Raw genomic sequence first — 15,307 nt, 5'->3', positions numbered from 1 at the left:
TCAATCACGCTGCGCTTAATCGCCAGCACTTGAGCCTTATCATTTGCGAAAGGTTGGACTGACATGACTGACGATAAAAAGAATATCGACTCCCAGTTGATCACCGGTGAAGAAAGTCTGCGTGTTTTTGAAGGGCTCAATCGTGGCATGTCACGCCGCAATGCATTGCAAATGCTGGGATTGGCCGGAGTGGCCGTCGCGGGTGCCGGCAGCCTGTTCGGCGCCGCCGGCAAGCTGTTTGCCGAGGAAGCTGCAAGCCCTGGCAAAGGCAAGCCCGGCGGTCGTATCCGCGTCGCAGGCTCGTCCAGTTCCACCGCCGACACCCTGGACCCGGCCAAAGGTTCGTCGTCCACCGACTACGTGCGCCATTACATGTTCTACAACGGTCTGACGCGTTTCGACAGCCATATGGTGCCGCAGCTAGAGTTGGCCGAGCGTATCGAAACCACTGACGCCACGCTCTGGGTGATCAGCCTGCGCAAGGACGTGACCTTCCACAACGGCAAGCCTCTGACAGCGGCCGACGTGGTGTTTTCTCTGTTGCGGCACAAGGATCCAATCACCGGTTCCAAGGTCCTGCCGCTGGCGTCGCAGTTCGCTGAGGTCAAGGCCGTCGGCACCCACGAAGTGCAGATTCAATTGAGCGGCCCGAATGCTGAATTGCCGTCGGTTCTTGCCATCTCTCACATGTTGATCGTTCCCGAGGGTACGAGCGATTTCAGCCAGGGTATCGGTACCGGTCCGTTCAAGGCCAAGGAGTTCAAACCCGGGGAGCGTTCGATTGGTGTGCGCAATACCAATTACTGGAAACCCGGCTTGCCGTATCTGGACGAGATCGAATTTATCGCCATTGCCGACGAGCCGTCACGGATCAACGCCCTGTTGTCGGGCGACGTGCACATCGTCAACGAGGTTAACCCGCGCTCAACGGTTCGCATCAAGGCCAGCACCAAGCATCGGGTCGTGGACTCGCCGTCGGGTAACTACACTGACCTGATCATTCGTCAAGACCAGATGCCAGGCCAAAGCCCGGAATTCACCCAGGCCATGAAATACTTGCTGGACCGCGAGCAGATCAAGTCGGCGATATTCCGTGGCTACGCCAGGGTCGGCAACGATCACCCGATCGCACCCGGTGCGCGCTTCTTCAACGCCGACCTGCCACAACGTGCCTACGATCCGGAAAAAGCCAAGTTTCTGCTCAAAAAGGCCGGCATGGAAAGCATCACCATGCCGCTGATGTGCTCGCCAGCTGCGACAGGTTCTGTGGACATCGCCGTGCTGCTGCAGCAGTCAGCCAAACAGGCGGGGCTCAAGCTCGACGTCAACCGTCTGCCGAGCGATGGCTACTGGTCCAACCATTGGGCGAAGCACCCGCTGAGCTTTGGCAACATCAATCCGCGGCCCAATGCCGACATGCTTTTCTCGCAGTTCTTCCAGTCGACAGCACCCTGGAATGAGTCCGGCTGGAAAAACGAACAGTTCGACCAACTGTTGGTACAAGCCCGAGGTGAAACCGACGAGGCCAAGCGCGGCAAGATGTACGCAGATATGCAAACCCTGGTGCATGAGCACAGCGGTATCGGCGTGCCGGTGTTCATCAGCAACATCGATGGTGCCGATCAGCGAGTCAAGGGCTACGGCACCAACCCCCTGGGCGGTTTCATGGGGTACATGTTTGCCGAGCAGGTCTGGCTGGACGCTTGATGAAAGTCGGGTTTTTGCTGCAGCTACATTGCATGAGGATAGGGTGATGAACAGCAACACACTGTGGTTGATCGGCCGGCGCCTGGGCGCGGCGATCGTGACCTTGTTGATTGTGTCCATGGTGGTGTTCGCCATCACGGCGGTGCTGCCGGGAGACGCGGCACAACAGTCTCTGGGGCAATTCGCCACGCCCGAGCAGGTGGCAGCCTTGCGCCTGAAAATGGGGCTGGATCAGCCCGGTGTGTTGCGTTACCTGCACTGGTTGATGAGCCTGCTTAGCGGTGACATGGGGCAGTCGGTGTCCAACGCCATGCCGGTCAGCGACTTGATGGCCGGGCGTTTGCCCAACACCCTGATGCTGGCGGCCGCCACGGCGCTGGTATCAGTGCCGGTGGCGTTGATTCTGGGCATCGGTTCGGCCATGGGCCGGGGCGGGCGCATCGACAGTGTCCTGAGCTTTTTTACCTTGACCATGGTGGCGGTGCCAGAGTTTCTGGTTGCGACCCTGGCAGTGCTGATTTTCGCGGTGAACCTGGGTTGGTTGTCGGCGTTGTCCTACGCCAGTGACATCACTTCGCCCTGGCAATTCATGCGCACTTACGCCTTACCGGTGATGACGCTGTGCTGCGTGATTGTCGCGCAGATGGCACGCATGACCCGGGCGGCGGTGATCGATCAGCTCGACAGCCCTTACGTGGAAATGGCCCGGCTCAAAGGTGTGAGCAAGATTCGGATCGTTCTACGCCATGCCTTGCCCAACGCCATCGGGCCCATCGCCAATGCCATCGCCTTGAGCCTGTCTTACCTGTTGGGCGGGGTGGTGATCGTTGAAACGATCTTCAACTACCCCGGCATCGCCAGCCTGATGGTCGATGCCGTGACCAACCGCGACATGGCCCTGGTTCAAGCCTGCACCATGTTGTTTTGTACGGCGTATTTGACGTTGGTGCTGATTGCCGACCTGTGCGCGATTCTTTCCAATCCGAGGCTGAGAAATCAATGAACAATCTCATTGTGAAATCGCCGGCTACTACCAAATTGGCGCTGGGCAAGGTTTCCCACGGATCGTCCTGGCTCGGCCTGATCGGCGCTGCGATGTGTGTGATCTGGTTGCTGGTGGCTATCTTCGGCCCATGGCTGGCACCGCATCCGGTGGGGGAAGTGGTCTCCGACAATGTCTTCGAAAACCTGAGCGCTGCTTACCCGTTCGGCACCGATTACCTGGGTCGCGACATGCTCAGCCGGATCCTCGTCGGCGCACGATTCACCGTCGGCCTGGCGTTGGTGGCCGCGGTGTTGGCCAGCGGTCTGGGGACCAGTTGTGCATTGCTGTCGGTGGTGTCGCCGAAGTGGCTGGATGAGTTGATCAGTCGCTTGATGGACGCCTTCATTTCGATCCCCAGCAAGATGCTGGCGCTGATCATGGTCTCGGCCTTTGGCTCCTCGGTCACCTTGCTGATCTGCACGGCGGTATTGAGCTTCACCCCAGGCGCATTCCGCATCGCCCGCAGCATGGCGGTGAACATTGAAGCGCTGGAGTACGTGCAGGTAGCTCGTACCCGTGGCGAGCGCCGGTTGTATGTGGCTTGCGTGGAAATTCTGCCGAATATGCTCAACCCGGTGCTTGCAGATCTGGGGCTGCGCTTCGGTTTCATTGTGTTGTTGCTCAGCGGTATGAGTTTTCTTGGCCTGGGTGTGCAACCGCCGGATGCCGATCTCGGGTCGCTGGTGCGCGAAAACATCGGCGGTCTCTACCAGGGTGCGCCTGCCATCGTGATTCCGGCTTTGGCCATCGGCACCCTGACCATCGGTGTGAATCTGTTTATCGACCGACTGTCGTCGCGACGTAGTCGACGTTCGGGAGGTCATTGAAATGAGTGCATTAATTAGCGTTCAGGACCTGCGAGTGGTCGCCTGTGGCGAGCTCGGTGATGTGGAAATCGTCAAGGGCGTAAGCTTCTCCCTGCAGAAAGGCGAAGTGCTGGCGTTGATCGGTGAGTCTGGCTCCGGCAAGACCACTATCGCCCTGGCGTTACTCGGTTATGCCCGACGCGGTTGTCGGTTGGCGGGCGGGGTGGTACAGATCGGCGAACACGACATGCTGGCGTTGAGCGAAGGCGAGCTGCAAGGCTTGCGCGGCAACCGTGTGTCGTACATTGCCCAGAGCGCCGCCGCGGCGTTCAATCCGGCGAAAAGACTCATCGACCAAGTGATTGAGGGGGCGTTGATTCATGGCCTGGGCAGCAGGACTGTGCTTGAGGCCAAGGCCATCGAGTTGTTCCGCGACCTGGCCCTGCCAGACCCTGATCACATTGGCCAGCGTTACCCTCATCAGGTTTCCGGCGGGCAACTGCAACGGGTGATGGCGGCCATGGCGCTGATCAGCGATCCATTGCTGGTGGTGCTCGACGAACCGACGACGGCGCTTGATGTGACCACCCAGATCGATGTGCTGCGCGCCTTTAAACGGGTGGTCCGTGAACGTGGCGCGACGGCGGTCTACGTCTCCCACGACTTGGCCGTAGTGGCGCAGATGGCCGATCAGATCGTGGTGCTCAATGGCGGTGAGATCTTCGAACAGAGCGCCACGGCACCCTTGCTTAAAGGCCCGGCCCACGAATACACCCGCAGCTTGCTGGCGGCAGCACGGCCGGACACCACCATCCGTCCACCCTGCGGTGTCGCTGAAGACACGCCTTTGCTGACTATCCAGGGACTGACCGCCGGTTACGGCAACAAAAACACGCATGGCATGCCATCGATCCTGGTATTGGAGGACATTGATCTGACGGTTCGCAGAGGCCAGGCGATTGGCGTCATCGGTGAGTCAGGTTCTGGCAAGTCGACTTTGGCGCGGGTGGTGGCCGGGTTGTTGGAGCCGGCCCAGGGCGGGCTGACCTTCGATGGCCAGCCCCTGGGTGGTAGCCTGTCGTCGCGCACCGACGAGCAGTTCCGACGCATTCAGATGGTCTTTCAGAATGCCGACACCGCGCTCAACCCGATGCACAGCGTCAGCACGATTCTGAGTCGCCCGCTGAAGATGTATTTCGGCCTCAAGGGTGCGGCTTTGCGCGAGCGTATCGGTGAGTTGCTGGACCTCGTTCGTTTGCCGCGCACGCTGGCTGAACGTCGTCCGAACGAACTGTCCGGCGGGCAGAAACAACGGGTCAATCTGGCCCGGGCCCTGGCGGCCAAGCCGGATCTGATTCTCTGCGACGAGGTGACCTCGGCACTGGATACCGTGGTCGGTGCAGCGATTCTCGAACTGCTGCGCGACCTGCGCCAGCAACTGGGGGTGTCCTATCTGTTCATCAGCCATGACATCTCCACCGTGCGAGCGCTGTGCGACGACATCGTGGTGATGTACAGCGGCCACAAGATCCAGGCCGGCAGTCGCCAGTCGTACGCCCAGGCACCGTTCCACCCCTACACCGACTTGTTGATCCATTCGGTGCCGGAGTTGCGTCAGGGCTGGCTGGAAAGCTGTGGAACAACGACCTGCGGCACGCTGCCGCCCATTGGTGCAAAAGCCAATGTGCCGGGGCTGTGCACGTTCCTCAATCGTTGCCCGGTGCGGGTCGACGGCCTGTGCAATTGTATCCCGCCGGACCGCCGGATGATCGTTGGCGGCAGTGAAGTCCTTTGCCATCACGACAGTGCCGAGCTGCTGAAAGCTCAGCAGGATTCCAACAGCATGACCGTGGGAGCCTATGCATGAACGGGCGTTTCGTAAGGCTGGCCGAACAGGGCCGGCCCATCATCAAACTTCAGGTAGACGGCAAGCCTATCGAGGCGCTGCAGGGCGATACGCTGATGGTCGCGTTGCTGACTCAGGGTTCGGCCTTGCGCCAATCGGAGTTCGATCCGGGTCGCCGCGCCGGTTTCTGCCTGATGGGAGCCTGCCAGGACTGTTGGGTCTGGACCCGCAGCGGCGAGCGTCTACGTGCCTGTTCCAATGAGGTCCGTGAAGGCCTGGATATTGTCACCACACAACCGGAGGCGATATGGCCACTGCGCGGCTGAGCACTCATCGAGTCGTTATCGTCGGTGCCGGGCCGGCCGGCACACGTTGTGCCGAAACCCTGGTCGCCGCTGGATTCAAGCCCATCCTGATCGATGAAAATCGTCGTGATGGGGGGCAGATCTACCGTCGCCAGCCCGAAGGTTTTACCCGGGATTACGCCACGTTGTATGGCACCGAAGCCGCCAAGGCCAACGATCTGCACCAGTGCTTTGATCGCTTGCGCGGGCAGATCGACTATCGCCCGGACACGTTGGTGTGGAACCTGACACCGGGGCAACTGTGCTGTGTCAGCCAGGGCAAGCACTCGACGGTGGATTACGACGCGCTGATCCTCTGCACCGGTGCCACCGACCGCTTGATGCCGATCGAAGGCTGGCAGTTGGCGGGCACGTATAGCCTCGGCGGTGCGCAGATCGCCCTGAAATCTCAGGCTGTGTCCATCGGCCACCGCGTGGTGTTCATGGGCAGCGGTCCGTTGCTGTATCTGGTTGCCAGTCAGTATGTGAAGGCGGGAGCCAAGGTCGCGGCAGTGCTCGACACTTCGCCTCTGAGCAAACGCATCCTTGCCATGCCGAAACTGCTGGCACGCCCGGGGTTGCTGTTCACCGGGATGAAGTTATTGGCGCAGTTGTATCGCGCGAAGATCCCGGTGCATCTGGGCATTTCGCCGCTTCAAGTGCAGGGCGATGCGGCCAGAGGTGTCAGTGGCGTACGCGTGCGCACGGCGCGCGGTGAGACCTTGACGGTGGATTGCGATGCCGTGGCGCTGGGTTATCACCTGCGCCCGGAAACTCAATTGGCCGACCTGGCCGGTTGCCGTATGCGCTTCGATGAAGCGTCGAGCCAATGGTGGCTGGCCACGGATGAAGACGGCCGGACCTCGGTCAGCGGCGTGTATGCCGCCGGCGACGGCTCGAAGATTCGCGGTGCCGATGCCGCCGAACACGCCGGGAGGCTGGTGGCCATGGCGCTGCTGGAGGATCAGCAGCAACCGATGAACATCGGGTTGCGCGACGAACAACGCCAAGCCCTGGCGGTGATGGATGAATTTCGCCTCGGTCTGGCACAGGCGTTTCCCTGGCCAAGCGCCCAGGCCAAAGCGCTGCCGGACGAGGCGATCGTCTGCCGCTGCGAAATGATCACGGCCGGCGAGTTGCGTCGGACCGTCAGTGAGAAGGGGGCCTGTGAAGTCAACCGGGCCAAGGCATTCAGCCGGGTCGGCATGGGCCGCTGCCAGGGGCGTTATTGCTCGCAGGCCGGGGCAGAGGTGATTGCAGCCGCCGCGGGCGTCAGCGTGCAACAGGTCGGCCGACAACGGGGTCAGGCGCCGGTCAAACCCCTTTCGATACTCACCGAGGAGGTGTCGCCATGACGGTACAGAAAGCCGATGTCGTGATTGTCGGCGGCGGCCTGATGGGCTCGGCGGCGGCGTTTTTCCTGCGCCTGCGCGGGCAGTCGGTGATCTTGCTGGAGCGCGACCAGATCGGTCAGTACGCCAGCGGCGTGAATTTCGGCAACGTGCGACGCCAAGGGCGTTATCTCGGGCAGCTGGAACTGGCCAATCGTTCCTGGGCGTTATGGAAGCGTCTGCCAGAACTGATTGACGATGACCTGGAATTCATCGCCAGTGGGCATATGCGAGTGTGTTACCGCGAAGACGAGATCGCCGAACTGCAAGCCTACGCAGACGCCCCTGAGGCAGAGCAGCTGGAGCTGAAGATCTTTAGTGGCGACGAATTACATAAGCGCTTTCCGTTTCTCGGCCCGGATGTGAAGGGCGGCTCTTATGCACCCCACGATGGGCATGCCAACCCGCGTCTGGCGGCCCCGGCATTTGCCCGCGCGGCACGACGCCTCGGTGCGCGGATCGAAGAGCGTACGGAAGTGGCCGAGGTGCAGAAGGTCGGCGGCGAGTTCCACATCAGCACCACCGACGGTCGTCAGTTCTGCGCCGCTCAGCTGTTGATCACCGCTGGCGCCTGGGGCCAAAAACTCTCGGCGCAATTCGGCGAACCGGTGCCGCTGGAGACCCATGGTCCGCAAATGGCCGTGACCGAGCCAGTGCCTTACGCCTTGCCGACAGTCATCGGTGTCTATACCAGGATTCCCGAGGAAGTGATTTATTTCCGTCAAATACCCCGTGGAAACATCATCATCGGTGGCGGCTATCGCAGCGAACCGGACATGCTCAACCGCCGGGCCTATGTCGAGCCTCGCAGCATTCTCAATCAGTTCGATCAGATGCGTCGCCTGCTGCCGGGTGTCGGCAACCTGAACATCATTCGGGTCTGGAGTGGTATCGAAGGTTACCTGCCTGATTCCCTGCCAGTAATGGGGCCAAGCGGCACCGTTGATGGCTTGTTCTATGCCTTCGGTTTCTCCGGCCATGGCTTCCAGCTCGGTCCGGGCGTGGGCGACGTGATGGCCGAACTGATCAGCACCGGCAGCACCAGCACTTCGATTTCGCCGTTCTCCATCAACCGGTTCGCTTCTTCAGTCGAGCAACGGAGCAAGGTCTCATGAAGCCCCGTGTACTGGACATTCTTAAACGCCTGATGGCCTTTGAAACCGTTTCTGCGGAATCGAACATGGCCTTGATTGAGTACGTGCGCGATCTGCTGCTGACCAAGGGCATCGAGTCGCTGATCGTCAAAGACTCCACTGGCAAAAAGGCCAACCTGTTCGCCAGTACCGGTCCGCGGGAGGTGCCGGGGATTCTGCTGTCCGGCCATACCGACGTGGTGCCGGCAGCGGGGCAGGCCTGGACCTTTCCGGCGTTTCAGGCAACAGTGCAGGACGGACGGATTTACGGGCGTGGCAGTTGCGATATGAAGGGCTTTGTCGCGCTGGCTATCGACGCCATGCTCGATGCCGCCGACCATTCATTGAGTCGGCCATTGCAACTGGCGCTGTCCCATGATGAAGAGATCGGTTGCGTCGGCGTGCGGCGTTTGCTCGACGTGCTGCACCTGGCGCCGGTACGGCCGTTTTTGTGCGTGATCGGTGAGCCTACCAACATGCAGTTCGTGCTCGGGCACAAGGGCAAGGGTTCTTACCGCACTTACTGTCGCGGCCTGGAAGCCCATTCCTCGCTGGCGCCGCGTTCGGTCAATGCGATTCACGTGGCCTGCGATTTCATCGCGGCACTGCGTCAGAGCCAACAGCAACTGCAAGAGCAGGGCGCCCAGGATGCCGACTATGACGTGCCCTACAGCACCGTGCATGTCGGGCAGATTGTCGGCGGCAAGGCGCTGAACATCGTGCCGAACTTGTGCACCCTGGATTTTGAAGTGCGTAACTTGCCGGCGGACGACCTGGATCAGTTCCTGGAACAGATGCGCAAGCGTGCCGAAGTGATCGTGCGCGAAGCCAAAAAGCTGTCCAGTGTGGCGGATATCGAGATCGAAACCCTGAACGTCTATCCGGGCCTCGATACCCACCCGAGCGTCGAAGCGGTGCGCTTCCTGAAAAACTTCGCCGCCCCGGACACCGGCACTGCCAAAGTCTCATTCGGCACCGAGGGCGGGTTGTTCAAACAACGCCTGGATGTGCCGGTGGTGGTCTGTGGCCCGGGCTCGATAGAACAGGCGCACAAGCCTGACGAGTTCATCGAGATCAGTCAGATGGAAGCCGGCGAGCACTTTCTGCAAGGGTTGTTGGGCTCGATGCGGCTTTAGTGTCCCGCTTGCTGACACCGAACATTGATCGGTGTACATATCCGTTTCTGTGGTCACGGCTACTATTGGTTTCGCTTTTACAGCGAGTCACTTGGAAAAACGGAACGCCGCCCGGCCTGTAGGAGCAGCCGGTCGACGCTCGATTGCTCGCGATGGAGGTCAACGATGACGCGGGGAGCCTGACACCCCGCGGTGCTCTCAGGTTTTTCGCGAGCAAGCTCGCTCCTTCAGGGCCCGCCGCGATCGGCCATCCATGGCCGTGCGCGGCTAACCCGGCATCCATGCCGGGTTGCCCACTGCGCAGAACCTCCACTCGGCCTCTCGATATAGGTGCATCAAGATCAACAGCTGCAGGCGAGCTAACGCTCGGCCTGATGGGTGGTGAAAAGCAGAGCGGATGGGCGCTGATTTTTTTGTGGGAGCTGGCTTGTCGGGTCGTCGCATCGCTGCGATGGCGGCCTGTCAGCCGATCAATCTTCTCCGGATGTACCCAGTCCAACTGTGGGGGCCTGCTCGCGAAGCTGTTGATCTTGGCCTGCAAACTGAATGACATCGTCAAGCACTACATCGTCTGACCGCGACAATATCTATCACCCCACCAACAGTAGAGCCTGCCGTCGAATGCCGATTTTCAGCATTCGACGACTGCTGGGGCGGCGCTTTCAGCATCCTCGTCCGGGACGACTCAATAGACTGAAGGCTGTCTCGGAACAGGACTCGACATCATGCTCAAGCATCGCCTGAAAGACCCCAGCCTGCTGGTAGAACTCGCTTACATCGACGGTCAGTGGACCAGCGCCGACAACGCCGCCACCCTTGACGTCATCGACCCCGCCAGCGGCCAGTTGCTCGCCCGCGTACCCGCGATGCACGGCAGCGAAACCCGACGCGCCATCGAAGCTGCCGAACGCGCCTGGCCGGCCTGGCGCGCACGCCCGGCGGCAGAACGGGCGGCGCTGCTGGAACGTTGGTATCAGGCGATGATCGATAACCTGGACGACCTGGCGCTGATCATGACCTGCGAACAGGGCAAGCCGATCAACGAAGCCAAGGGCGAGGTTCGCTATGGCGCCAGTTTCGTTAAATGGTTCGCCGAGGAAGCCCGCCGGGTTTACGGCGAAACCATCCCGGCACCCAGCGGCGACCGCCGCTTGCTCACGCTCAAGCAGCCGGTCGGGGTTTGCGCCGCGATCACCCCATGGAACTTCCCCAACGCGATGATCACCCGCAAGTGCGCGCCGGCCCTGGCCGCCGGGTGCCCGGTCATCGTCAAACCCTCGGATCTGACTCCGCTGTCCGCCCTGGCTCTGGCCGTGCTCGCCGAGCGCGTCGGCATTCCGGCCGGGGTGTTCAACGTAGTGACCGGTATGCCCGTCGGCATCGGCGAAGAACTGACCGGCAACCCGACGGTGCGCAAGATCTCTTTCACCGGTTCCACCGCTGTCGGCCGGCTGCTGATGCGCCAGAGCGCCGAACACATCAAGCGCCTGAGCCTGGAACTGGGTGGTAACGCGCCGTTCATTGTGTTCGACGACGCTGATCTGGAACAGGCAGTGGCCGGTATCATGCTCAGCAAGTTCCGCAACGCTGGCCAGACCTGCGTTTGCGCCAACCGGATCCTGGTGCAGGATGGGATTTACGAGCGCTTCGCCCAGCGCCTGGTGGAGGAGGTGGGCAAGCTCAAGGTCGGCAATGGCCTGGACGCGGATACCACCATCGGCCCGCTGATCAATGCGGCGGCGGTGAGCAAGGTTGCTCGGCATATCGACGATGCTTTGAGTCAGGGAGCCCGTCTGCTCTGTGGCGGCGTCCCCGAGGGCGACAGCCAGTTCGTCCAGCCGACGGTGCTCGGTGAGGCCCATGCCGGGATGTTGCTGGCCAATGAAGAAACCTTCGGTCCGGTCGCACCGCTGATGCGCTTTACCAGTGAAGAAGAAGCGCTGGCCCTGGCCAATGCCACGCCTTATGGCCTGGGCGCTTATTTTTTCACCCAGGATTTGCGCCGTTCATGGCGGTTCGGCGAGGCGCTGGAGTTTGGCATGATCGGTCTCAACACCGGGCTCATTTCCATGGAAGTCGCGCCATTCGGCGGTATCAAGCAGTCGGGCCTGGGTCGTGAAGGCAGCAAGTACGGCCTGGATGAATACCTTGAGGTCAAAGCCTTCCACATCGGTGGGCTGTGATCCGGTCACCGTTTGAACAGGACATTGAGGAGCCACGATTGATGAGCAAACCATTCAGAATCGCCGCGATTGCCGGCGATGGCATCGGCAAGGAAGTACTGCCGGAAGGACTGCGGGTACTGGAACAGGCCGCGAAGAAATGGCAGCTGGATTTGAGCATCGAGGTGCTCGACTGGGCGCACTGCGATTACTACCTGGAACACGGGCAGATGATGCCCGCCGACTGGTTCGAACAACTCAAGGGCTTCGACGCGATTTACTTTGGCGCCGTCGGCTGGCCGGACAAAGTGCCGGATCACATTTCCCTGTGGGGTTCGCTGCTGAAGTTCCGCCGTGACTTCGACCAATACGTGAACATCCGTCCGGTGCGGCTGTTTCCCGGTGTGCCGTGTCCGCTGGCCGGACGCGAAGCGGGGGACATCGATTTCGTGGTGATCCGCGAGAACACCGAGGGCGAGTATTCATCGGTCGGCGGCAAGATGTTCGAAGGCACCGAGCATGAGTTCGTGCTGCAGGAATCGGTATTCACCCGACGCGGCGTGGACCGGATTCTCAAGTTCGCCTTTGACCTGGCCCAGACCCGGCCGCGCAAACGCCTGACGGCGGCGACCAAGTCCAACGGGATTTCCATCAGCATGCCGTACTGGGACGAGCGCACCGCATTGATGGCTGCGAAGTACCCGGATGTCACCTGGGACAAGCAACACATCGATATTTTGTGTGCACGTTTCGTGCTGCAACCGGATCGTTTCGATGTGGTGGTGGCGTCGAATCTGTTCGGCGACATTCTGTCCGACCTGGGACCTGCCTGCGCCGGTACCATCGGCATCGCCCCTTCGGCCAACCTCGACCCGGAGCGACGCTTCCCCTCGCTGTTCGAACCGGTGCATGGCTCAGCGCCAGATATCTATGGGCAGAACATCGCGAACCCGATTGCGATGATCTGGTCCGGTGCCTTGATGCTGGATTTCCTGGGCAATGGCGATGAGCGCTACCGTGCGGCTCATGACGGTATTCTCAAGGCCATCGAGCAGGTTATTTCCCAAGGACCGATCACCCCTGATCTGGGCGGGCAGGGCTCGACCCAGGATGTCGGTGGGGCAATCGCCGCGGCGCTTTGAGCTGAGGAAACACCCGGTCGGCTTCACCGCTCTACTCATTCTTGTGTGTCACCCTTTTAGCCCGTTCACACTGCGGGCTTTTTTTTGGCTCTTCACGCAATCCCGGGGAACACCGATACCTGTAGAAACTGCGGTGCGGCGATCCGACTTGCCAGCGATGGCGACCTTACGGCCGAGCATTTTCTTCCTGGTGTACATATTCATTGCTGGGGTAACGGCCACTTAGGGTTCCGCCCTTACGGCGGGTCACTTGGAAGAGCCCCAAGTAACCAAGGGCTCTTGCCCCTGACGTTCGGTGCCTCGCCTAGGCTCGGCATGCCCTCGCTCCGGTCCTGCTCCGTGGGCCCGCCGCGATCGGCCATCCATGGCCGTGCGCGGCTAACCCGGCATCCATGCCGGGTTGCCCACTGCGCAGAACCTGCGCTCGGCCTCTCGAGGCGGCGTGCACCGCAACAGCACCGCGAGGCGAGCTAACGCTCGACCTCATTGTTTGGTGGTGCACGCGTTCCCTTGTAGGAGCTGCCGAAGGCTGCGATCTTTTGATCTTGCTTTTGCGATCGGGAGATTGCTGAAGATCAAGATCAAAAAGATCGTCCGAACGCGGCCCGAACCTTCGGCAGCCCCTACAGATATTTCGTTATATGTGTTCCCCGGGATTCCGTGAAGAACCTTTTTTTGGCGCAAAAAACCTGGACAGTTACTTCTCAAGGTAGCCAGCGGCCGCGCCTTTGCCCTCTATCTACGCAACTATCGACCCGGCGCACGGCCCCGGAGGGACTATTGGCGGACTATATTGAGGGGGAGGGTTGTCGTCTTTGTGCGCGCAGAATTGGCGCAAATACGACCGGTCGAACATATCCCGTTTGGCTAAAGCGGTCTACGTACTGGCGCGAACAGAGGGTTCGTGAGGGTTGACGACAAGGACTACCAAAGCATGCTTGCGGCCGGGGAGTACACCCAAGCCATTTTCGGGGGCCACTGCCTCCGTGGGTCCCCCCGGCCCGCCGGCCTATCTGCTTGCAACCACCTGCTTTAGCGCCTCGACGAAGCGGCATAGATCGCTCTTCTGCGTGTAGATGCCCGGCGATACCCGAAGTCCGCTGATGTGTCTGATCTGGCGGAACTTGACATGCACCTTGTGGGTTTTTCGAAGCTCCTGATCAATCCATCGAGCATCGCATTGATCGATGGAAAACAGGCTTACTGCGCCCAGCTCGACGGTATCAAGTGGCGTGTGGAGCCTGAAACCGGGAATGTCGCTGGCGAGGTCAACCCAGTAGCGGGTCAGCTCCTGTAGACGCGCGTGAATGGCTCGCGTGCCGATTTGCGCATGGAAACGGATAGCCGGGGCAATGCCGGCCTGTATCGCCGAGTTATAGGTGTCGAGATTCCAGTGGTCGAACTTGTCGATCTGTAGCGGCGGAGGATCGAAAGGCCCCAGCAACGGCCAGGTGCCGTCGATTCGGTCGCGCCTGACAATGAGCATGCCATTGCCGACCGGCGCCCCCAGCCATTTGTGGAGGCTGGTGACGAAGTAGTCGCAATCCAGTTCGCGGAAGCTGAGCGGCATCTGTGCAAACGTCTGGGCACCGTCCACCACCGTGACAACCGCCCGCGCCCGGGCTAGCGCACAGATGCGCTTGATCGGCAGGACCCGCCCGGTCCAGTGCAGCATGTGGGTCAGCTGGATCACCCGGGTACGCGGGGTAATTGCCTGCGCATACGCTTGCACGATGACATTCTCATCGTCCATCAGGTCGAAGTCGACGGTCACCACTTCGATGCCTTCGCGCTGCTGACGCTGCAACCATCCAGCTATTACGCTCGGATAGTCCCACTGTGAGACCAGCACTTGGTCGCCAGCCTTCAATGGAATGCCGAAGATGACTGTCGACAAGCCTTCGGAGGAGTTGCGGTTCAGGGCGATCTCATCGGGATCGCAATCAGCCATGTCAGCCAGCTGTTGCTTGATCGTTGGGAGCTCGGCGTCGAGCTTGCTCCACATATTGACGTCCGGGTTGTGGCTGATCAGCCGATAGGCATCGATCATGGCCTGCTCAACCACCAGCGGCGGCGGACTCACGGCCGCGTTGTTCAGGTTCAATAGAGGGCGCTGCTCCGGATAGGCTGCGCACACGCGCTCCCAGAATGCTTCCCCTCCGACAGACTTGTCTGACATCGACTGCACTTGCATTCCCGCTTCTCACCTCTGTTTGAATTGTGACTGAGGCTTGGGCACTCGCCACGCCCACGAGCTTCAACGCCACGATTAGTGATCTCTTTGGAGCAGCCTGGACCATCAATAGCCGTTCGTTAAAGCCGATATAGATTAGGGTTTTACCGAGTCTTCGAGCGTGCGCGCCTGAGCGTCAACGGGCGGGTCCCTGGGCGGTTCAGTGACCGGCTTATCGTCGCCCATGGATTTGCGGAACCCCCTGATCGTGTCGCCGATATCCGACCCCAAGCCTTTCAGGCGCCTGGTTCCGAACAGCATGATCACGATCAACAGGATGATCAGGAGTTTTCCGGTACTGAAGCCACCTAATCCCATTGTCTGTACTCCGCAACTGATTGATCGGTTTTGTGGTGGGGCCG

The 15,307-nt window shown here is 60.6% G+C and carries 13 protein-coding genes; 10 read left to right on the top strand and 3 right to left on the bottom strand.

The features are described from left to right. Positions 1–63 precede the first annotated feature (63 nt). The 10 genes from KW849_RS30440 to KW849_RS30395 all read left to right on the top strand — a co-directional run bounded on the left by KW849_RS30440 (position 64) and on the right by KW849_RS30395 (position 12,712). A complete protein-coding gene (locus KW849_RS30440) occupies positions 64–1,707 on the top strand; it encodes an ABC transporter substrate-binding protein (RefSeq protein WP_218433780.1) in 1,644 nt (547 codons plus the stop codon). Positions 1,708–1,753: 46 nt separating this feature from the next. Beyond that, entirely contained in the window at positions 1,754–2,710 is a 957-nt protein-coding gene (locus KW849_RS30435; protein ID WP_151213984.1) for an ABC transporter permease, read from the top strand. Further along, positions 2,707–3,579 (top strand): ABC transporter permease, encoded by an 873-nt coding sequence (locus tag KW849_RS30430; RefSeq protein ID WP_218433774.1) that lies wholly within the window; start codon positions 2,707–2,709, stop codon positions 3,577–3,579. The genes KW849_RS30435 and KW849_RS30430 overlap by 4 nt, the downstream gene beginning before the upstream one ends. 1 nt (position 3,580) lies before the next feature. Continuing rightward, positions 3,581–5,425: an ABC transporter ATP-binding protein gene (locus KW849_RS30425; RefSeq protein WP_218433772.1), complete on the top strand. Its 1,845-nt coding sequence runs from the start codon at positions 3,581–3,583 to the stop codon at positions 5,423–5,425. After that, the gene (locus KW849_RS30420; RefSeq protein WP_218433770.1) at positions 5,422–5,730 is read left to right on the top strand and encodes a (2Fe-2S)-binding protein; all 309 of its coding nucleotides are present in this window, start codon (positions 5,422–5,424) and stop codon (positions 5,728–5,730) included. Before KW849_RS30425 ends, KW849_RS30420 begins: the two co-directional genes overlap by 4 nt. Then, the gene (locus KW849_RS30415) at positions 5,712–7,103 is read left to right on the top strand and encodes an NAD(P)/FAD-dependent oxidoreductase (protein ID WP_218433768.1); all 1,392 of its coding nucleotides are present in this window, start codon (positions 5,712–5,714) and stop codon (positions 7,101–7,103) included. The genes KW849_RS30420 and KW849_RS30415 overlap by 19 nt, the downstream gene beginning before the upstream one ends. After that, positions 7,100–8,254: an FAD-binding oxidoreductase gene (locus tag KW849_RS30410; RefSeq protein WP_218433759.1), complete on the top strand. Its 1,155-nt coding sequence runs from the start codon at positions 7,100–7,102 to the stop codon at positions 8,252–8,254. Before KW849_RS30415 ends, KW849_RS30410 begins: the two co-directional genes overlap by 4 nt. After that, on the top strand, positions 8,251–9,408 hold the full coding sequence (argE, locus tag KW849_RS30405; protein ID WP_218433757.1) for an acetylornithine deacetylase: 1,158 nt from the start codon (positions 8,251–8,253) through the stop codon (positions 9,406–9,408). Before KW849_RS30410 ends, argE begins: the two co-directional genes overlap by 4 nt. A 725-nt stretch (positions 9,409–10,133) precedes the next feature. Beyond that, entirely contained in the window at positions 10,134–11,591 is a 1,458-nt protein-coding gene (locus KW849_RS30400; RefSeq protein WP_218433755.1) for an NAD-dependent succinate-semialdehyde dehydrogenase, read from the top strand. A 41-nt stretch (positions 11,592–11,632) separates the two neighbouring features. Further along, positions 11,633–12,712 (top strand): tartrate dehydrogenase, encoded by a 1,080-nt coding sequence (locus KW849_RS30395; protein ID WP_218433753.1) that lies wholly within the window; start codon positions 11,633–11,635, stop codon positions 12,710–12,712. A gap of 48 nt (positions 12,713–12,760) precedes the next feature. Here KW849_RS30395 and KW849_RS30390 read toward each other — a convergent pair whose 3' ends face one another. The 3 genes from KW849_RS30390 to tatA all read right to left on the bottom strand — a co-directional run bounded on the left by KW849_RS30390 (position 12,761) and on the right by tatA (position 15,263). Further along, positions 12,761–12,934: a hypothetical protein gene (locus KW849_RS30390; RefSeq protein WP_218433751.1), complete on the bottom strand. Its 174-nt coding sequence runs from the start codon at positions 12,932–12,934 to the stop codon at positions 12,761–12,763. Between the two features lie 787 nt (positions 12,935–13,721). Beyond that, positions 13,722–14,891 (bottom strand): aminotransferase class V-fold PLP-dependent enzyme, encoded by a 1,170-nt coding sequence (locus KW849_RS30385; RefSeq protein WP_256357462.1) that lies wholly within the window; start codon positions 14,889–14,891, stop codon positions 13,722–13,724. Positions 14,892–15,041: 150 nt separating this feature from the next. Continuing rightward, positions 15,042–15,263: a twin-arginine translocase TatA/TatE family subunit gene (tatA, locus tag KW849_RS30380; protein WP_218433747.1), complete on the bottom strand. Its 222-nt coding sequence runs from the start codon at positions 15,261–15,263 to the stop codon at positions 15,042–15,044. Between the last annotated feature and the right edge of the window lie 44 nt (positions 15,264–15,307).

The sequence above is a fragment of the Pseudomonas sp. PDM26 genome (assembly GCF_019219185.1).
Classification (GTDB): Bacteria; Pseudomonadota; Gammaproteobacteria; order Pseudomonadales; family Pseudomonadaceae; genus Aquipseudomonas.
Note: the sequence above shows the minus strand (reverse complement) of the source record. Positions and strands in the feature narration are given on the sequence as shown.